Below are 20,524 nucleotides of genomic sequence, written 5' to 3'. Positions count from 1 at the left end.
AATAAAAAAAGCTTCAGTTTTCACTGAAGCTTTTAATCTGTGGGCGATGAGGGATTCGAACCCCCGACCCTCTCGGTGTAAACGAGATGCTCTGAACCAACTGAGCTAATCGCCCTATTTCTGCAATTCGTAACCGTTATTTAGTTCCTTATTACGGGTGCAAATATAGGCCTCTTTTTGATATCTGCAAACATAAAACCAAAAAAAATTAAATAATTTTCTGAATTTAAATCCGGTTTTCAGTTAAGAGATCAATAACCTTCTGTTACAAAATAAAATACAGAACATTTACGATTTAAACTTTTTTGAAAATATTTTCATAAATAATTCTCGTTACAGTACTTCCGCCACAACAAACGTGCTTCCACCGACGTAAATAAAATCATTTTCTGTTGAATTAGCCAGTGCCGCGGCATAAGCAGCAGGAATTGATTGGTATACTTCACCATTCAAACCATAGCTTTTAGCCGATTCTTGTAAAATAACAGCATCCAGTCCCCGCGGAACATCCGGCTTACTAAAATAATACACTGCCTCTTTTGGAAATAATGGCAATATTCCCGGCAGGTCTTTATCATTAACCACACCCAAAACAATATGTAGCGTCTCGAACTTCTGCTTTTGCAGCTGCGCCATGACAATTTTAAGTCCGTGGCTATTATGGGCTGTATCTGCAATTGCAGTAGGATTGGTATGTATTTCCTGCCATCTCCCCATAAATCCTGTATTACGGGCAACATGAAGTAATCCTTGTTTTATATTTCCTTCAGAGATAGTAAAATGCTCCTTTAATAAGTCGACCGACTTTAAAACTGTTTTTCTGTTTTGCTTTTGGTAGTCTCCAACTAAGTCCGATGGATAATCTTGTGTAACCTCATCTGAAGCAAAATATAAAGTTGTTTTAACTCCCCTGGCTTTCGCTACAAACACCGGTTTTGTTTCATCGGTATATTCACCAATTACCGCCGGTATTCCCGATTTGATAATACCGGCTTTCTCTCCTGCTATTGCCGTGAGGGTATCGCCCAGAAATTGCGTATGATCCATACCAATATTGGTGATTACCGACAATAAAGGCGTTATAACATTGGTAGAATCGAGCCTTCCACCCAAACCTGTCTCTATAATAGCCACATCTACCTTTTCCTGCCTGAAATAGTCGAAAGCAAGCCCCACTGTCATTTCAAAAAAACTAAGGTCGTTAGCCTCAAAAAAAGGTTTATTCTGTGCTATAAAGTCTGTCACAAAATCTTCGGGTATATCCTGCCCGTTAATTTTGATGCGTTCCCTGAAATCTTTTAAGTGTGGCGATGTATAAAGCCCTGTTTTATATCCTGCTTCCTGTAGTATTGAAGCCAGCATATTAGATACCGATCCTTTACCGTTGGTACCGGCAATGTGTACTGTTTTAACCTCCCTTTCAGGATGCCCCAAATGTTCGGTTAGCAAAAGGGTATTGGTTAAATCTGTTTTATAAGCGGATGCGCCCTGTAGCTGGTATACCGGCAGCTGAACAAACATCCATTGTACTGTTTCCTGATATGTCATAATAAAAAAATGACAGAGATTAATCTGTCATTAAAAATAATATTTTTATTTATTGTTTTTGCTTATTAAACAAGCTGTTTCAATGCAATTTCAAAAGCAGTGTGGCTAATGTTTGTTTTATACGCGTTACGCGCATGAACGTTAGCAATTGCTTTACCAATAGTTTCAGATGTATCGCTAAATACAGCCTCATCTGTCATACCTACTTTTTTCTCCATAAAGTAAGCAAATACCCTTGCCATACCACAGTTAGAGATAAAGTCAGGAATTAAGCTCACTTTTGCATCTGTAGCTTCCATGATAGGTCCAAAGAAAATTTCTTTATCTGCAAAAGGAACATTAGCACCACAAGATATAACTTCGAGGCCTGCAGCGATCATGCTGTCAACCTGATCTTTTTGTACTAATCTTGACGCTGCACACGGAGCAAATATCTCTGCACCTACACTCCATATTTCCTTATTGATAGTTTCAAACGGAATCATGTTATCGCTAACAAGTTTGTTACCATCCTTGTTAAGGAAAAGATTTTTAATTTCCTCGAAAGAAAAACCATCTTTATTGATGAGTCCTCCGTCGCGGTCTATAATACCTACAACTTTAGCCCCCATCTTAGCAAGGTAGAAAGCCGCAGCAGAACCTACGTTTCCAAAGCCCTGTACAATCGCTTTTTTACCCTCTATAGAACCACCATATATTTTATAGTAATGACCAACAGCTTCGGCAACACCGTAACCTGTAATCATATCTGCAATGGTATATTTTCTGTTTACATCCGGAGAGAATGCAGGGTTTTCTATAACCTTTACAACGCCTTGGCGTAACTGGCCAATTCGGTTGATTTTATCGGCTTCGGTTGGTTTAAAATGTCCGTTAAACACACCTTCCTGCGGATGCCAAACACCACATTCTTCTGTCATTGGTATAACCTCGTGTATTTCATCTACGTTAAGGTCACCACCGGTACCATAGTAGCTTTTTAATAGCGGAGAAACAGCTTTGTACCATCTTTGAAGTACACCTTCTTTACGTGGATCTGCAGGGTCAAAATTAATTCCGGATTTTGCGCCGCCAATAGCAGGGCCTGAAACTGAGAATTTAACCTCCATAGTTTTAGCTAAAGAAAGTACCTCGTTCATGTCCAGTCCTTTTCTCATCCTTGTTCCTCCACCTGCAGCACCACCTCTAAGCGAGTTGATAACCGTCCACCCTTCGGCTTCCGTTTCAGAATCTTTCCAGTTAAATACTATTTCGGGTTGTTTATTTTCAAATTTACTTAGTAAATCTTTCATTTGTTTGTGTTTTTATAAATCGGCACAAATATATAAAACATATAACTGAGAATTTGGCATTTTTTCTATTAATATTGAAACGGAAATGTGACATCTACAACAGTGCCATCACCTGGCGCAGAGGTAATTTGCAATGTTCCGTTAAGTGCTTCAGCACGCTTTCTTAAATTTTTAATCCCAATACCGCCTTTTGCCATTTCCGGGTCAAAGCCCACACCATTATCAACGATTGAAATCTTCACATTTTCGTCCTCCCTGCATATACTAACTTTAGCATACGCAGCTTGAGAATATTTATTAATATTTTGCAGCGCCTCCTGTATGATACGGTACACATTTACTTTACAAACATTTGATGTACTCTCCCACTCAATATCTCTACTTATTTCTGCCTCAAACTCGGTATTAAAATTATTTTTTTGCGATGTAATCATAAACGCGAGTATATTTTCAAAACTCTGCTCCTGATTAAACAAAGCATTTCGGCTAAGATCGTGAGATACCCCTCGTATTTCAGCCTCAACATTTTGCAGTTCTTTTATAAATTCTTTGCGCTTTAATATCGATTCATCATCAGATTTTTTATTGATAAATTCAAGATTAAGCCTAACCGCATATATATTATTAAGGATACCATCATGAAGTTCCATCGCTATTCGCGACTTTTCTTCGGTCTTTGCGGTTTCAATTTTACCCTGCTGTTCAAACATCAGCTCGTAAATTTCCTCATTCGCTTTTTGTTGCTCCTGTATCAACAACAACTCTTTATTTCGGGAATTTAAGTAGTAAATGGCAAATATCGCTGCAATGAACAGCACTACAATTACCGATACCCCCAGTATAAAGTTATTCTTTTTAGCCAGTGCTTCCTTTTCGTTAATTATCCTGTCGGTATCATATTCAATCCTTGCAAATTTATTCCTGGTATTCTGTGCTATTTGCTGAAGGCTGTCACTTACCTTTATGTACCTGCGTATGTAGTAATCATTATTAACCTTATCGATATTACTTAACATTTTAAGGCTATTTAGTATATCGTAGTTACTCTTAATAGTTTTTGCTTTATCGTAAGCAGTTTCAAGATACATCAATGCCTGTGCTGTATCTTTTTCATGGAGATAATATTCCCCAAGGCTGACATTACTGGCCACGATACCTTGTTCGTTATTTAAACTATCCCGTATTGCAAGCGACTCATAGAAAAGCCCGGGAAGCCCCTCGGGCTTACCCGATTTGAATTTTGAATAGGCTAAATTATTTATAAGTTTAGCATAGAGCAACGGAGATTCTTTCGTTACAGGAAATTTTAAAGCTCTTTGATACGTTAAAACAGCTTCATTATAACGTTCCATTTTTGTATAAACGCTACCAAGATTGTTGTAGCTGGATGCTTTAAAAAAATCTATATCAGTATCGCTATAGCCTTCTTTTTTATAATCTTTAAGCACATCTAACCCCATTTTATAATAGCGTACTGCTGCGTTACCATTATTTTGTCCGTCAAGAGACAGCGCAATAAGATTATAGCAATTATAAATATCGGTAGGGCTGTTACCAATAAGCAATTTTTTTAAAGCTTTAAAAGCTTCGGCTTCACACAATACATACTCACCTGCATCATGGTAAATATAAGCCTTATATAAAATTGCTTCACCAAAATCCCTGGGATCGGTATTACTGTATTGCTGATAAAGATCTTCCAAAGCCGTATAGTAATATAAAGCACTGTCAGCTTCAGATTTCCCATAATAAGATGTCCCCAAAAAATACATGCCTTTTGCCATGCTAAGGGTATCTTTGTCCTTCTTTGCAAGCTTATATATTTTCCTGCTTACTTCTAAGGTCTTATCATAGAGGTTTAAATTATAATAACTAACAGCAGTTTTTCTGAAATAAAACCTGGTTAACGAATCGTTTTGCCTATTTGCAATTTCAGAAGAAATCGTATCGGTGTATTCTTCACGTTGCTTTTCCGTCAGGCTTACATTCTCTGCCTTGACAATCAGACTATCAATACGATTATTTACTGCATTGTGTTTACTTGCAGAATCGTTACAGGAAACACACAGAAGAAGTATTCCTGAAATGAGATATAATATATGGCGGTGTATCAAAATTTTTGAGGCAGTAGTTTTTATAACTACTGCCTCAAAAATAATGATTTTTATGTTAAGTGCTTATGCTCTAACAGGTGGTTTTGGAAGACTTTTATCTCCGTTGTCCAAAGGCACTATAATTGTATCTGATTTAGTATCCTGTATCGCACTATCGTCAGTTGAACATGAAACAAAAGATGAACCGATAACTGCAACAAGGCTAAGTGTAAGAATAATTTTTTTCATGATAAGTAAGGTTTTATTAGGTGTATTTTATATTCATTTTTTAATTCAGAACCATCGTTTTCCGTTTGATTCTGAAGCAAAACTACATGTAAAAAAACTACAAGCCATATGATTATCAATGGGTTTAGTAGAATAACCCCACACGCGAGTAACTCGCCTATTTTGCAGGGTAAATGATGTATTTAATAGATATTATGAGTATTTTGGCAAAAAAAAGAATACAATATTTAAATAAGATAGAAATAGTAAATACACTTAAGGCTCACTTTTATTCAGATAAAAGTGAACTTAAATAAAACTTCCGATAAGTAAGTTTGTTAAAGATACTCAGGAGCAATTTTCCTGATAATGGTATCTATATTATCCTTAAAGGTTTTTGAGAAGGATATAGAGAGATCGCTATTATTTAAATAGCATAGCGATTTCCCGGTATTAATCCTGGAGATATAATTACTATTTACAATATAACTGTTATGTATGCGGAAAAAATAAAACGGCAAATTAGCTTCGTAATGCTTTAGCGTTTTATAAGCAGTTAGTTTTCGTCCGTTTTGAAGAAAGAAATCTGTAGTGTTATTATCTGCCTTAAGGTATACAATATCATTTAGGGAAACAAACTGGTAATCACCATATGATTTTATGCAAATTGTATTATTTGCAGCCGCCGGATTTGTTTTCTGAAATTTTAAAAGACTTTTTCTAAGATCAAACTGATTAAGTGGCGCGAGTAAATAATCAAACACTCCTGCCTGTATTGCTTCAAAGGCGTATTTTGGCGACGCGGTAAGCGCAATAAAATAGGGCACGTTATTTACAAAACGATATAAATCTGAAATAAGGTTGAGCGATAAATTGCTCTTTTTATTCTTCGGACAAATTTCAAGAAATACCAATTGCGGTTGAAGCTCTAATATTTTATTTATAGCATCATCCCTGTTATCAGCAACACCGACGCAATAAAATTCTGGGAAAGCCTCAAATTTACTTAAGGTTTCCTTGGCATTATCTTTGTTATCGTCTACTATAAGGAATGAGTACTGCACAAATTACACGCAAAAATTTGACGCAATATAAAAACTTTTGATTTGTTAATATTACGGTTAAACCGTAATTTTTGTTAATTTTGTACGCATATGTAACTTATAGTTATGCAAGAGGATTTAAATATATTAATCGTCGATGATCACCCGATGACGGTTAATGGATATATCAACGTATTATCCGAAGAAGAATTTGAGGATCACGTCCTTAACTTTACAAAAGCACTTGACTGTGAGCAGGCTTATAAACTAATTACTGCTTCGCAAACCGGCGGCACTAAATTTAACGTAGCTTATCTAGACCTTAGCCTCCCGCCCTATCCTGAAAAAAATATTTTCTCCGGACTTGATCTTGGTGTACTTATCCGTAAGACAATACCCGACTGCATTATTATAATACTTACTATGCATAGCGAAGCCTCATTAATTGACAGGCTTATAAAGGAAATAAATCCTCAGGGAATTTTATGCAAAAGTGACATTGACATCGATGAGTTTCTAAATGCCTTTAAAATTGTTTATAGCGGCGACACCTATCTTAGCAATAAGATTGTAAAATCACTTAAAGAGAAAGTTTTCGATAATTATAAACTTGACAGTTACGACAAGCAGATCCTTATGCGTCTTTCTGAAGGTATATTAACCAAAAACATACCGAACTATGTACCGCTTTCATTAAGTGCTATAGAAAAAAGAAAAGCGCAAATGAAAAACATGCTGCTTCAGGGCAAAGGCGGTGATGACCATGAACTTATAGAGGCCATTAAAAAAATGGGTATCTTTTAAGGGTTATACACATAACCCGAGCTATGATCTTTATATGCTCCTGTCACACTGCAAAGCGCATTTACTTCTCCCCGCAATTTTAACACCCCCAAAAGCGCAAAAATAAGTGCCTCTTTAAATTGTATCGTCTTATCATCCGGTATAGCAATTACCGTATCCGGAATAAGTTGTTTCAATCGTCTAATAAGGAAATCATTATAAGCTCCTCCTCCAGTAACAAGCAATTCTCCATTACCAATACTTTTTACAACAATTGCAATTTGCTGTGCTATATGCTCGGTAAAGGTTGCGAGTTTATCGTTTGGAGAATAGTCATACCTTTCCATTATTGGCAGTATGGTTTCTTTTACAAATTCAAAACCTAACGATTTTGGATAGTGCTGTACATAAAATTCTAAAGCATTTAGTTCGTTAAGTAACGATGATATTACTAGACCATTGGCAGCTATAGATCCACCTGCATCATAATCAAAACCAAGTTTTTCAGCATAAAAATTAAGCACAGTGTTTACAGGGCAAATATCAAATGCTATACGTTTGCCATTTTCTTCAAAAGAGATATTAGAAAAACCGCCCAAGTTGAGGCAGTAGCGGTATTGCGAAAATAACAACCTGTCACCAATAGGAACAAGTGGTGCCCCCTGCCCTCCCAGCTGCACATCCTGAACACGAAAGTCGCAAACCACTTTCTGATGTATTAGCGAAGCTATTTCAGGTAAATTCCCTATCTGCAATGTAAATCCATTTGCCGGCTGATGCAAAACAGTATGTCCGTGAGAACAGACAGCGTCCAGGCCTGTTATACTATTTGCATCTATAAAGTTTGCTATAATACCGCCAAGCAATACAGTGTATTCTTTATTAAGTAACGAAAGTTCGCTTTCATTAAAATCTACAGCAGATTTTAACCGTTGTACCCAGGCATTAGTATAGGGAATTGTTGCCGTTTCGTTAACTGAAAAACACCAGGTCCCGTCCTGAATTGTAAATAAAATATGGGCAAGATCAACGCCGTCAAGCGAAGTTCCTGACATTACTCCTATAACGTTATAGTTTTCTTTCATCGCGAGGCTAAAAATACGCATTCATATTGACAAATTCACATTTAATAGCTACATTTGGACGCAATAAAACAAAAAATATAATTTAACTATTATGGATTTTAAACTTACTGAAGAGCACCTGATGATTCAGCAAGCAGCTCGTGACTTTGCACAAAACGAACTGCTTCCGGGTGTTATAGAAAGAGACGAAAAACAGATTTTCCCGACTGAGCAAATTAAAAAAATGGGAGAACTTGGGTTTCTCGGCATGATGGTAGACCCTCAATATGGAGGCAGTGGACTGGACACAATTTCTTATGTCCTGGCAATGGAAGAAATCTCTAAAATTGATGCTTCTGCTTCAGTGGTTATGTCTGTAAACAACTCACTTGTTTGCTGGGGGCTTCAGACATTTGGTTCCGAAGAACAAAAACAAAAATACCTTACCCGACTTGCAACAGGTGAAATAATTGGTGCTTTCTGCCTTTCTGAACCGGAAGCAGGAAGTGATGCTACTTCGCAAAGAACAACAGCTATAGATAAAGGTGACCATTACCTTGTAAACGGAACAAAAAACTGGATTACCAACGGCAGCACTGCCGATGTGTATCTTGTAATAGCACAAACTGATGCCGATAAAAAACATAAAGGAATTAATGCGCTTATCTTAGAAAAAGGCATGCCTGGTTTTGAAATAGGTGCAAAAGAACAAAAATTGGGTATCCGCGGATCTGACACACATTCACTTATGTTTACAGATGTTAAGGTCCCTAAAGAAAACAGGATAGGTGAAGACGGATTTGGTTTCAAATTCGCAATGAAAACACTTGCCGGTGGGAGAATTGGTATTGCATCTCAGGCTTTAGGAATTGCATCGGGAGCCTACGAACTAGCACTTAAGTACTCTAAGGAACGTAAAGCTTTTGGTACAGAAATATGCAACCACCAAGCTATCGCCTTTAAACTTGCAGATATGGCTGTAAGCATAGAAGCAGCACGTCATCTATGCCTTAAAGCAGCATGGGATAAAGACCAACACAACAATTATGATATCAGTGGCGCAATGGCAAAACTGTATGCTTCCCAGGTAGCAATGGATACAACTATTGAAGCTGTACAAATCCATGGCGGTAACGGATATGTAAAAGAATATCATGTAGAACGACTTATGCGTGATGCTAAAATCACACAGATATATGAAGGAACATCAGAAATACAAAAAATTGTCATTTCCCGTTCTATTATCGCTCAGTAAAACATCAAACCCCGCAAAAAGCGGGGTTTTTCTTTAAACATATATTCGCTGTAGCAACAATGCTACATCTTCAAGAATCTCTTCCTTTAATTTGTCGAGATGCAAATAATAAATATTCCGTTCTGCCGTGACGCTTTCAAATTTAGCCGCACCGCCAATTCCCAGTATTACAGGAATATCTTTATTATATAGCTTTACAAAATCCAGTATTTCTAATTCGTCATGGAGAAAAAAAATCATGACGTCACACACATAATCAGACGATTTGCTATTCAACAAAGGGTAATGCATAATGTTATGACTTCCTGAAAAGTTATTTCTCAAAAGTTCATAATATGCCATCTGATTATCATAAACCAATACATTCATACACTTAAACTGTTATTTTTAAAATTGACACTTTGCTCACGTAATTAAAATATAACTATTAATAAATAGATATATAGTTACATTTCGCTTACTCATTGACGATAAAAAAATGCATTACATCGAATTTTCGCCCAATGCTTTCCCACGGCAGGGCTACTTTTCTATTTTTATAGGAAATAGTTTGATATAGTGCCTTTTTTGAGTCCGTTGTATGACCAAGCGAAAGACAAATGGTGTAAGGTATGTTATGTAAATCTAAAGATTAGACGAGCCAAATATAACTGAAACCTGACAGAAAATACTTAAACTATCGTAATAAATTTTAATTTAGAATTGCATCCAAATAAAAATACCAGCTATTATGAATATTATTGGTCAAAGAATTAAGAAGCTTAGGGAAGAAAAAGGAATTACACAGGAAACTATGGCTCACCAGCTTGACGTTACACAAAGTAATTATGGACGCCTTGAAAAAGACGACCGCAGGCTTAACGTAGTAAAGCTGCTAAAAATTGTAAGGATTCTAAATGTAAACATATCGTATCTTTTCAATGAGGTACAAAGTGAAATACACGATGAAGACAGCCCTGCATTTACAAATTCCAACAAAGAAGTGTACGACATACTTGTTGAAAGCCTAAGGGCAGAAATTCTGCATTTAAAAGATGAAATAAATTTTTTAAGGGTAATGGTAAGAAGCTAATATTACAAAGTATACTTTATGTATTAATGTACCGTTTTTATAAGATAATAAAAACTACTACTTTTATCTAATGGTACAAAAACCCAAATCCGTTACATACAAAGTTATTTTAGGATACCTGCTGCTGTTAGTAATGGCAGCTTTTTCTGTTTGGCTTGTCTATACAGAAATATCTAAAATTGCACGACCCGGACAAAACAGCGAAGAAAATCAAAAGATTATCAGGATTAGTAACACCATTACTAACCTATACGCATCTGAGGCACTTGCACGTACATCGGTACTAACATTAGCAGATAAGGACTTCAACAAATACAGTGCTTTAATAGACAGTATAAACCATGAGATAAATGATATTAAGCAAACTGTTGAAGAGGGTCAGATGGCAAAGTTTGATTCTATACAGATGTTACTTCAGCGAAAGAGGAAAAGTATTGTTGAAATTATAATCTACAGGACAAAACATAAAGATTTCAACAGTTTCAGCCGAGCTATAGAAGGCGTATATAGCACTAAAGACTCCATAATAGATAATACTAAACCTGTAAGACTTACTAAACGTCACCAATGGAGAAGCACAATTGAGGCACTGCTTACAGAAGAACAAAGGGATTCTCTTAGTAAGATCATTTCGATAGATTCATTTGCAATGGCTTACGATAAGGTACTGGTAGACCTTTCAAAAAAAGATTACAAGGCAAAGCATATACTATTCAGGCAGGAACTGCGCCTTCAGGATGAAAACAATATAATATCAGATCAGCTAAGGGCGATACTTACCTCTGTGGAAAATGAATTTCTACAAAATTCTTATGCCACGTTTAAGCAATCACAATCTGGAATGCGAAAAACCATCGAAAATATTGCATGGATCGGAGCTCTCGCACTATTTATACTTATAATTTTTGCGTGGATAATTATTCGTGATCTTACCATAAATCAGAATTATAGAAAGCAGCTGGAAATATTAAACCATGAAAATGAGGAACTTCTCCGCACAAAATCGATGCTTATGGCTACAGTCACGCACGATTTGCAGACACCGCTTGGCAGCATCATAGGTTTTCATGACCTGCTTAAAGATTCGGAAACCACACCTAAACAAAAACAGTATCTTAGTAATATAAAAGAATCTGCAAATTATATCCTTAAGCTTGTAAACGATCTCCTTGATTTTTCAAGACTGGAAAATAATCGCATATCTATAGAAAAAACAGGTTTTAACTTCAGAAATTTAATAGAAAACACCTGTAAAACTCTGGAGCCGATGGCTTCAAATAAGGGTATCGAACTCAATTGGGATATTAGCGATGAACTTAATGGCAATTACATTTCAGATCCGTACCGTATCAAGCAGGTGCTAACCAATTTGGTAAGTAACGCAATTAAATTTACGCCCGAAGGTTCTGTAGAAGTTACCGCCAAAATTGAAGGCAATAATATTTATATATCTGTTATAGATACCGGTATTGGTATAGCAAGAAAAAAACATGGTGACGTCTTTAAAGAGTTTACACAGGCGCATTCCGGTATAGAGAAAAAATTTGGTGGTACAGGACTGGGACTTACAATTTCCCAAAAAATACTTGAACTGCTTGATGGCGAAATTTTACTTGAAAGCGAGGAAGGGCAGGGATCTATATTTACAGTTATCATTCCTTGCATTCCATCATCAAATAATTTTAACAGGGAAGCAATAGCTGACATAAAACCTATAGAATCATATCCTGCGATAAAAAATAAAAAAATATTAATTGTAGACGATGACAACATGCAGCTCACCTTAATGAAAGAGTTGCTTGCGAATTATCCTGTAGTTTTGCGTACCGAAATAAATGCCTTGTCGGTAATTTCTTTACTCGAAGAAGAAAATTTTGATCTTATGCTGACGGATATTCAGATGCCTTCTTTAGACGGTTTTGAATTGATAAAATCCATACGTGGCAACGAACATAATAGTATTGCTTCACTTCCTGTCATTGCACTTTCTGGCAAGAGAGATTTAACAGATAAAGATTTTACTGATGCCGGTTTTACCGGACACCATCCCAAACCTATACAGCTGGAAAAATTATTAAATCTTATATCTTATATTTTTAGTAGTCAACAAACGACTCATAAGCAACCTACAATACCCACTGCAGAAAAATTCATAAATGTAGAGACCAATACTCTTTACAATTTAAGAAGCCTGTCACAGTTTACAAATAATGATCCTACCTCTTTACGAACTATAGTAAATACATTTATAGATAGTGCTATTGACAATTGTGAATCGCTTAAGGACGCAGCTTTTGAAGCCAATGAGCAAAGACTTGCGGAAATAGCACACAAAATGATTCCGATGCTAAAACAAATGGAAGTGTTCTCTATCGTAGAATTACTACTACCATTAGAAGACAGGGTTATTGATATGGAACCATCTGAATTGACAGCTTACGTGAATAGGCTGTGTAGCAAATTGGAAACACTATGCCTGGAATTAGCTAAAGAAGTAAATTAAAGATCTATATTATAAAGCTTTAGCTTATTATAAAGTGTTTTCCTGTCAATATCGAGTAATATCGCAGCCTTAGACTTATTGTAGTTTGCTTTTTCAAGTGCCTGACGTATAGCCTGCTCCTCGTTACTTTTAGAATAACCGGAAAGTGAACTTGCTGCGCGCATTGCTTCCTGCATTTCGTTAGGCAATACTTCAAGATGAATAAGATTTGATTTTGTTAATAAAACCGAACGTTTTATTATATTCTTCATCTCTCTGAGATTACCCGGCCAATCGTAGTTTTTGAATAAGTCGGTAACTTCCTGGTCAAAACCTTCTACTTCTTTTTCAAGGTCATCATTCGCCTGTGCAAGGAAATGATTAGCAAAAATCATAATGTCCTGTTTTCTTTCAGAAAGCCTTGGCGCTTTAATCGAGAATTCATTAAGCCTGTGGTAAAGGTCTTCCCTAAAGTCGCCACGCTTAACGGCTTCGTTTAAATCCTCATTTGTCGCAGCAATGACCCTAATATCTACTTTAACCTCATTATTACTTCCTACAGGCTTTATTTTGCGTTCCTGCAGCGCACGCAACAATTGCACCTGTACTTCATACGATAGGTTTCCCACTTCATCTAAAAATAGGGTTCCCCCATTAGCAGCTTCAAAGTGTCCGGTCTTATCATTAACAGCACCAGTAAAAGAGCCTTTAATATGACCAAAAAACTCACTGGATGCCAAATCTTTCGGAATCGCGCCACAATCTACTGCTATAAAGGGTTTAGCCGATCTTTTACTCAATACATGTATTGATTGCGCAATATATTCTTTACCTGTACCGCTATCTCCGATAATAAGAACTGACATGTTTGTTGGAGCGACTAATTCAATATGCTCATGAAGACGTTGCGAATCAGAACTGATACCTTTTACAAAGGATAAAGGAGATGATGCCGTAGCTGTTTTTTTTTCTTTTTGCTGAGAAGCAGGAGCAACCTCTTTAGAATTCTTTTTGTTAAGTGCTAAACCGATAGTGTGAAGTATCTCGTCGGGGTTAATTGGCTTACCAACGTAATCAAAAGCACCGTCTTTGATTGAATTAACAGCAGTTTTAATATCTGTATAGCCGGTCATTAAGATTACCTGGGTTTGTAAATCTTTTTCCTTTGCAAATTTTAGGATCTTAAGCCCATCACTGTCAGGCAGGCGTATATCTGTAAGTACAACATCAAAAATCTGTTTATTGATTTCACTCTGTGCTTCGTCTCCTGTAAAGGCATTTGTAACCTCAAAACCTTTCTTTTGAAGGAAAGTTTTTAACATTACACAAAAAGCAGTATCATCATCAATTACCAGAATCTTCGAACTCATATTTTATAGAATATCTACAAATGTAGTGGTTTTGCGGGATACATAATGTTAATAAAAACAAAAGGAGACGCTTCCGTCTCCTTTCATCGAAGAATAAATTCTTCAATCACCTTACTATATATTTTTAAGCGTGCGCTTCTTTTACAAATTCTCCTGTGCTCCTGTAATGAGCTGTAACCGATTTTCCATCTTTGAACAGAACCAGCTTATATTCTCCATCCCCTGATGCCTGAGCTCCCTTTAAAGCAAATCCACTGTATTTTGTACTGGCCTGCTTTAAAACCTCGGCTGGGATTTGAGTGGTTTCAATTTTTTTAAATTCCTTTTCCTGATCGATAGATAGTATACTCTCATAAGCATTAGTTTGAACAACTGAAGCATTAACTGTAAATGTTAATATAAATGTAGCTGCTAAAAGTATATTTTTCATTTTCGATATCGTTTAGATATATAGTAATATGAAATAATCATACCAGTCTAACGTGACAACTAACGTAAAAGTCAAAGCTTTAATTATCAGAAACTTAAACAAAAAGGCGCCTACCATAAAAGTGTGGAAATATGTAGAATTCCACAATAGGGTGTAGAAAATCCACAATAATTAAAATATAGAAATTTACATTTTTGACACAAAGATACTATAGACGAACAACAATAAAAGTAGATTCTAAATTTTATATCTCTAATTATAAAAATATTGTACTGAAATATAAGGACTGTTTCAGAAACCTTTACAAACAAAAAACCCTTCATCGTAAAGATGAAGGGTTTTCAAAAGAAAGGCGATGACATACTCTCCCACAAACTGCAGTACCATCTGCGCAGGCGGGCTTAACTTCTCTGTTCGGGATGGGAAGAGGTGAGCCCCGCCGCAATAACCACCTTAAGTTTTTAAGGCAATAGGCATCAGCCATAAGGCATCTGCTCTCTTGCGCGGTCCATAGGTCTTTTGGCTTATGCCTGGGAACTAATGGATAATATCTTAACATACTGAGATAAAAATAAGTATACTTGTTTAGAAAGTTCTCTCCCCGCCCAAGGGCGGGGAAAAGAGGCGTACATAAGCTTACAGGTTATTAGTACTACTCGACTATGACATTACTGCCTTTACATCTATAGCCTATCAACGTGGTCATCTTCCACGACCTTTAAAAGAAATCTCATCTTGTGGTGGGTTTCGCGCTTATATGCTTTCAGCGCTTATCCCTTCCAAACGTAGCTACTCTGCGGTGCTCCTGGCGGAACAACAGATACACCAGAGGTTTGTCCGACTCGGTCCTCTCGTACTAGAATCAGATCCACTCAAATTTCTAACGCCCACAGTAGATAGAGACCGAACTGTCTCACGACGTTCTGAACCCAGCTCGCGTGCCACTTTAATGGGCGAACAGCCCAACCCTTGGGACCTTCTCCAGCCCCAGGATGTGACGAGCCGACATCGAGGTGCCAAACCCCCCCGTCGATATGAGCTCTTGGGGGAGATCAGCCTGTTATCCCCGGCGTACCTTTTATCCTTTGAGCGATGGCCCTTCCATGCGGAACCACCGGATCACTATGCTCTACTTTCGTACCTGATCGACCTGTATGTCTCTCAGTCAAGCTCCCTTATGCCATTGCACTCTACGCACGGTTACCAAGCGTGCTGAGGGAACCTTTAGAAGCCTCCGTTACTCTTTTGGAGGCGACCACCCCAGTCAAACTACCCACCAAGCAATGTCCCCCACATAGCGGGGTTAGGCCTCAGATAAGCAAAGGGTGGTATTTCAACAATGACTCCACAACGCCTGGCGACGCCGCTTCAAAGTCTCCCACCTATCCTACACATCACTTATCCAAGGTCAATACTAAGCTATAGTAAAGGTGCACAGGGTCTTTTCGTCCCACTGCGGGTAATCGGCATCTTCACCGATACTACAATTTCACCGAGCTCATGGCTGAGACAGTGTCCAGATCGTTACACCATTCGTGCAGGTCGGAACTTACCCGACAAGGAATTTCGCTACCTTAGGACCGTTATAGTTACGGCCGCCGTTTACTGGGGCTTCAATTCAATGCTTCTCCGAAGATAACATCTCCTCTTAACCTTCCAGCACCGGGCAGGTGTCAGGCCCTATACTTCATCTTACGATTTTGCAGAGCCCTGTGTTTTTGATAAACAGTCGCCTGGACCTTTTCACTGCGGCCAGCATTGCTGCTGGCGACCTTTCTCCCGAAGTTACAGGTCTATTTTGCCTAATTCCTTAGCCATGAATCTCTCGAGCACCTTAGGATTCTCTCCTCGACTACCTGTGTCGGTTTACGGTACGGGTTCTTATAATCTAAGTTTAGAAGCTTTTCTTGGAAGCCCTTAGGCGCACTATCACTTTGTCCGAAGACTCCGTGTACTATCGTATTTCACCAGTCCCCGCGCATTTAACTACGGGGCCTATAGCTAGGTACTTTAACGAACTATTCCGTCAGTTCGCGGCGCTTTCATCACTCCGTCACTCCATCACAACTATAAGAAGTACGGGAATATTAACCCGTTGGCCATCGACTGTCCCTTTCGGGTTCGCCTTAGGTCCCGACTAACCCTCAGCTGATTAGCATAGCTGAGGAAACCTTAGTCTTTCGGTGTGCGGGTTTCTCGCCCGCATTATCGTTACTTATGCCTACATTTTCTTTTCTAAGCGGTCCAGCAATACTCACATATCACCTTCAACCCCCTTAGAATGCTCCCCTACCACTTGCAGTAAACTGCAAATCCATAGCTTCGGTACTATACTTATGCCCGATTATTATCCATGCTCGTCCGCTCGACTAGTGAGCTGTTACGCACTCTTTAAATGAATGGCTGCTTCCAAGCCAACATCCTAGCTGTCTGGGCAGACAAACCTCGTTTTTTCAACTTAGTATAGATTTGGGGACCTTAGCTGATGGTCTGGGTTCTTTCCCTCTCGGACATGGACCTTAGCACCCATGCCCTCACTGCTGGTTATCATTATATAGCATTCGGAGTTTGTCAGGAATTGGTAGGCGGTGAAGCCCCCGCATCCAATCAGTAGCTCTACCTCTATATAACTAGTGTCCAGCGCTGCACCTAAATGCATTTCGGGGAGTACGAGCTATTTCCGAGTTTGATTGGCCTTTCACCCCTACCCACAGGTCATCCGAAGACTTTTCAACGTCAACCGGTTCGGACCTCCACTATGTGTTACCACAGCTTCATCCTGCCCATGGGTAGATCACACGGTTTCGCGTCTACCATTACTGACTAAAGCGCCCTATTAAGACTCGCTTTCGCTACGGATCCATAACTTAATTACTTATCCTTGCCAGCAACGGTAACTCGTAGGCTCATTATGCAAAAGGCACGCCGTCACAGAACAAGTCTGCTCCGACCGCTTGTAGGCGCATGGTTTCAGGATCTATTTCACTCCGTTATTCACGGTTCTTTTCACCTTTCCCTCACGGTACTGGTTCACTATCGGTCTCTCAGGAGTATTTAGCCTTAGCGGATGGTCCCGCCAGTTTCAGACAGGGTTTCACGTGCCCCGCCCTACTCAGGATACCACTATCTATTACATTTGTTACCTGTACGGGATTATCACCCTCTATGATTAACCTTTCCAGGTTATTCCAGTTCCTCATGCATAAAATATCGTGGTCCTACAACCCCAATATTGCCGTAACAACATTGGTTTGGGCTGTTCCGCGTTCGCTCGCCACTACTTACGGAATCACTTTTGTTTTCTTCTCCTCCGCCTACTTAGATGTTTCAGTTCAGCGGGTTTGCCCTCCTATCGGAGTACTATGTCTTCAACATAGTGGGTTGCCCCATTCGGATATCTACGGATCAATTCGTGTGTGCCAATCCCCGTAGCTTTTCGCAGCTTATCACGTCCTTCTTCGCCTCTGAGAGCCACAGGCATCCCCCATGCGCCCTTATTTTGCTTATTGTACTTTTTTTGTGTTACATATAGCAACACAAATGTGCTTTCTATATTTTTCTACTTTGTATTTATCTCAATATGTCAATGAACTGTGGCGCGCCGCCACTGGCAATTAATTCCAGTGTCAGACTTTGCCTGGTGGAGAATATCGGAGTCGAACCGATGACCTCCTGCGTGCAAGGCAGGCGCTCTAGCCAGCTGAGCTAATCCCCCGTATTTAGCTGACAGTTAACAGTCTTTAGTTAACAGTCCTATACGGTTCGTCACTAAATAGTGCAACTCATCTTCTAAAATTTCCTTCTAAGTAAATGAGCGAAGCTTATAGTAGTCCCGGGCAGACTCGAACTGCCGACCCCTACATTATCAGTGTAGTACTCTAACCAGCTGAGCTACGAGACTATTTATTTTTCAGCTCTCTTTACTTTAAATTTTTGAACTAACAGCGAGAATAAAACCTATTTTTCTCATAATTATTAACCAAGCGGTCGTGTCTCTAGAAAGGAGGTGTTCCAGCCGCACCTTCCGGTACGGCTACCTTGTTACGACTTAGCCCCAGTTACCAGTTTTACCCTAGGCAGCTCCTTGCGGTCACCGACTTCAGGTACCCCCAGCTTCCATGGCTTGACGGGCGGTGTGTACAAGGCCCGGGAACGTATTCACCGGATCATGGCTGATATCCGATTACTAGCGATTCCAGCTTCATGGAGTCGGGTTGCAGACTCCAATCCGAACTGTGACCGGTTTTATAGATTCGCTCCTGGTCGCCCAGTGGCTGCTCTCTGTACCGGCCATTGTAGCACGTGTGTAGCCCAGGACGTAAGGGCCGTGATGATTTGACGTCATCCCCACCTTCCTCACGGTTTGCACCGGCAGTCTTGTTAGAGTTCCCGACATGACTCGCTGGCAACTAACAACAGGGGTTGCGCTCGTTATAGGACTTAACCTGACACCTCACGGCACGAGCTGACGACAACCATGCAGCACCTTGTAAGTTGTCCGAAGAAAAACCTGTTTCCAAGCCTGTCAACCTACATTTAAGCCCTGGTAAGGTTCCTCGCGTATCATCGAATTAAACCACATGCTCCACCGCTTGTGCGGGCCCCCGTCAATTCCTTTGAGTTTCAAACTTGCGTTCGTACTCCCCAGGTGGGATACTTATCACTTTCGCTTAGCCACTCAGTATTGCTACCAAACAGCTAGTATCCATCGTTTACGGCGTGGACTACCAGGGTATCTAATCCTGTTCGCTCCCCACGCTTTCGTCCATCAGCGTCAATGTATTGTTAGTAACCTGCCTTCGCAATTGGTATTCCATGTAATATCTAAGCATTTCACCGCTACACTACATATTCTAGTTACTTCACAATAATTCAAGTTCTACAGTATCAATGGCAGTTCGATAGTTGAGCTACCGGATTTCACCACTGACTTATAAAACCGCCTACGGACCCTTTAAACCCAATGATTCCGGATAACGCTTGGATCCTCCGTATTACCGCGGCTGCTGGCACGGAGTTAGCCGATCCTTATTCCTACAGTACCGTCAATCTGGCTCACGAGCCAGGGTTTCTTCCTGTATAAAAGCAGTTTACACACCATAGATGCTTCATCCTGCACGCGGCATGGCTGGATCAGGCTTGCGCCCATTGTCCAATATTCCTCACTGCTGCCTCCCGTAGGAGTCTGGTCCGTGTCTCAGTACCAGTGTGGGGGATCTCCCTCTCAGGACCCCTACCCATCATAGCCTTGGTATGCCGTTACCACACCAACTAGCTAATGGGACGCATGCTCATCTTGTACCGATAAATCTTTAATGATAAGGGGATGTCCCCTCAACATACTATAAGGTATTAATCCAAATTTCTCTGGGCTATCCCTTTGTACAAGGCAGATTGCATACGCGTTACGCACCCGTGCGCCGGTCTCAAGGCCCGAAAGCCTCTACCCCTCGACTTGCATGTGTTAAGCCTGCCGCTAGCGTTCATCCTGAGCCAGGATCAAACTCTTCATCGTATATTTTTAATATTTTTACGACCTTATATGCTAGGTTTTTTTCTTATGATAATCAAGATCTTACTCTCTCTTATGCTGTCAATCCAATATGTCTATGAACGTGTTCTTCTTATTTAATCCCGCTTCCAAACTTTCGTTCTCAAAGCGGCTGCAAAAGTACAACTTCTTTTTAATCCCGCAAGCTTTTTTGAAAAAAAATTTTCTCAAAATTCTAACAGATAAAAATCAATCCCAGTCTTGCAATGAACCCCAATTCCTCGCGGTTTGGGAGGGCAAAGATAATATCTTTTTCCTTTACAAAACAAGCCTTTTTAAAACTTTTTTTTATCCGCTATGAAACACTTTAATT

The 20,524-nt window shown here is 39.2% G+C and carries 13 protein-coding genes, 3 tRNA genes and 3 rRNA genes; 5 read left to right on the top strand and 14 right to left on the bottom strand.

Annotated features, from left to right (window positions below; translation table 11 throughout):
- Positions 1-40: 40 nt before the first annotated feature.
- The 4 genes from ALW18_13080 to ALW18_13065 form a co-directional block, all read right to left on the bottom strand.
- Positions 41-115: transfer RNA gene (locus ALW18_13080), tRNA-Val, on the bottom strand.
- A gap of 218 nt (positions 116-333) precedes the next feature.
- Entirely contained in the window at positions 334-1,548 is a 1,215-nt protein-coding gene (locus ALW18_13075) for a tetrahydrofolate synthase (protein AOE53371.1), read from the bottom strand.
- A gap of 65 nt (positions 1,549-1,613) precedes the next feature.
- Positions 1,614-2,840, bottom strand: coding sequence for an amino acid dehydrogenase (locus ALW18_13070; GenBank protein AOE53370.1), 1,227 nt, complete (start codon positions 2,838-2,840; stop codon positions 1,614-1,616).
- A gap of 68 nt (positions 2,841-2,908) precedes the next feature.
- Positions 2,909-4,954, bottom strand: coding sequence for a hypothetical protein (locus ALW18_13065; GenBank protein AOE53369.1), 2,046 nt, complete (start codon positions 4,952-4,954; stop codon positions 2,909-2,911).
- Positions 4,955-4,997: 43 nt separating this feature from the next.
- Between ALW18_13065 and ALW18_13060 the strand changes: the two genes are divergently transcribed.
- Entirely contained in the window at positions 4,998-5,294 is a 297-nt protein-coding gene (locus ALW18_13060) for a hypothetical protein (protein ID AOE53368.1), read from the top strand.
- Positions 5,295-5,499: 205 nt separating this feature from the next.
- On the opposite strand, the gene ALW18_13055 is transcribed toward ALW18_13060, so the two are convergent.
- Positions 5,500-6,225, bottom strand: a complete 726-nt coding sequence (locus tag ALW18_13055) for a hypothetical protein (protein AOE53367.1) — start codon at positions 6,223-6,225, stop codon at positions 5,500-5,502.
- A 105-nt stretch (positions 6,226-6,330) separates the two neighbouring features.
- Here ALW18_13055 and ALW18_13050 point away from each other — a divergent pair, with 105 nt between their 5' ends.
- Complete coding sequence (locus ALW18_13050) at positions 6,331-7,008, top strand: hypothetical protein (protein ID AOE53366.1); 678 nt, start codon at positions 6,331-6,333, stop codon at positions 7,006-7,008.
- Here ALW18_13050 and ALW18_13045 read toward each other — a convergent pair.
- Positions 7,005-8,072 carry an anhydro-N-acetylmuramic acid kinase gene (locus ALW18_13045; GenBank protein AOE53365.1) on the bottom strand — a complete coding sequence of 356 codons (1,068 nt, stop codon included), beginning with the start codon at positions 8,070-8,072 and terminating at the stop codon, positions 7,005-7,007. The two genes, ALW18_13050 and ALW18_13045, sit on opposite strands and share 4 nt — an antisense overlap.
- Before the next feature lie 91 nt (positions 8,073-8,163).
- On the opposite strand from ALW18_13045, the gene ALW18_13040 reads away from it, so the two are divergent.
- A complete protein-coding gene (locus ALW18_13040; protein AOE53364.1) occupies positions 8,164-9,306 on the top strand; it encodes an acyl-CoA dehydrogenase in 1,143 nt (380 codons plus the stop codon).
- A 33-nt stretch (positions 9,307-9,339) separates the two neighbouring features.
- On the opposite strand, the gene ALW18_13035 is transcribed toward ALW18_13040, so the two are convergent.
- Entirely contained in the window at positions 9,340-9,675 is a 336-nt protein-coding gene (locus ALW18_13035; GenBank protein ID AOE53363.1) for a hypothetical protein, read from the bottom strand.
- A gap of 361 nt (positions 9,676-10,036) precedes the next feature.
- On the opposite strand from ALW18_13035, the gene ALW18_13030 reads away from it, so the two are divergent.
- Both ALW18_13030 and ALW18_13025 read left to right on the top strand, forming a co-directional pair.
- Complete coding sequence (locus ALW18_13030) at positions 10,037-10,378, top strand: hypothetical protein (GenBank protein AOE53362.1); 342 nt, start codon at positions 10,037-10,039, stop codon at positions 10,376-10,378.
- A gap of 70 nt (positions 10,379-10,448) precedes the next feature.
- Positions 10,449-12,881, top strand: coding sequence for a hypothetical protein (locus tag ALW18_13025; protein AOE53361.1), 2,433 nt, complete (start codon positions 10,449-10,451; stop codon positions 12,879-12,881).
- Here ALW18_13025 and ALW18_13020 read toward each other — a convergent pair.
- The 7 genes from ALW18_13020 to ALW18_12990 form a co-directional block, all read right to left on the bottom strand.
- Complete coding sequence (locus ALW18_13020) at positions 12,878-14,230, bottom strand: chemotaxis protein CheY (GenBank protein AOE53360.1); 1,353 nt, start codon at positions 14,228-14,230, stop codon at positions 12,878-12,880. The two genes, ALW18_13025 and ALW18_13020, sit on opposite strands and share 4 nt — an antisense overlap.
- Before the next feature lie 124 nt (positions 14,231-14,354).
- Entirely contained in the window at positions 14,355-14,660 is a 306-nt protein-coding gene (locus tag ALW18_13015; protein ID AOE53359.1) for a hypothetical protein, read from the bottom strand.
- A 347-nt stretch (positions 14,661-15,007) separates the two neighbouring features.
- Positions 15,008-15,116, bottom strand: a 5S ribosomal RNA gene (locus ALW18_13010).
- A gap of 167 nt (positions 15,117-15,283) precedes the next feature.
- Positions 15,284-18,172: ribosomal RNA gene (locus ALW18_13005) — 23S ribosomal RNA — on the bottom strand.
- 126 nt (positions 18,173-18,298) lie between these two features.
- A tRNA-Ala gene (locus tag ALW18_13000) sits at positions 18,299-18,375 on the bottom strand.
- A gap of 109 nt (positions 18,376-18,484) precedes the next feature.
- Positions 18,485-18,561, bottom strand: a tRNA-Ile gene (locus ALW18_12995).
- Positions 18,562-18,650: 89 nt separating this feature from the next.
- Positions 18,651-20,176: ribosomal RNA gene (locus ALW18_12990) — 16S ribosomal RNA — on the bottom strand.
- The 16S, 23S and 5S rRNA genes sit together here with 2 tRNA genes alongside, the layout of an rRNA operon.
- Positions 20,177-20,524: the final 348 nt, after the last annotated feature.

It is taken from the genome of Flavobacterium psychrophilum (genome assembly GCA_001708385.1).
Taxonomy (GTDB): Bacteria; Bacteroidota; Bacteroidia; order Flavobacteriales; family Flavobacteriaceae; genus Flavobacterium; species Flavobacterium psychrophilum_A.
This window is presented reverse-complemented; position numbering and strand designations above follow the sequence as displayed.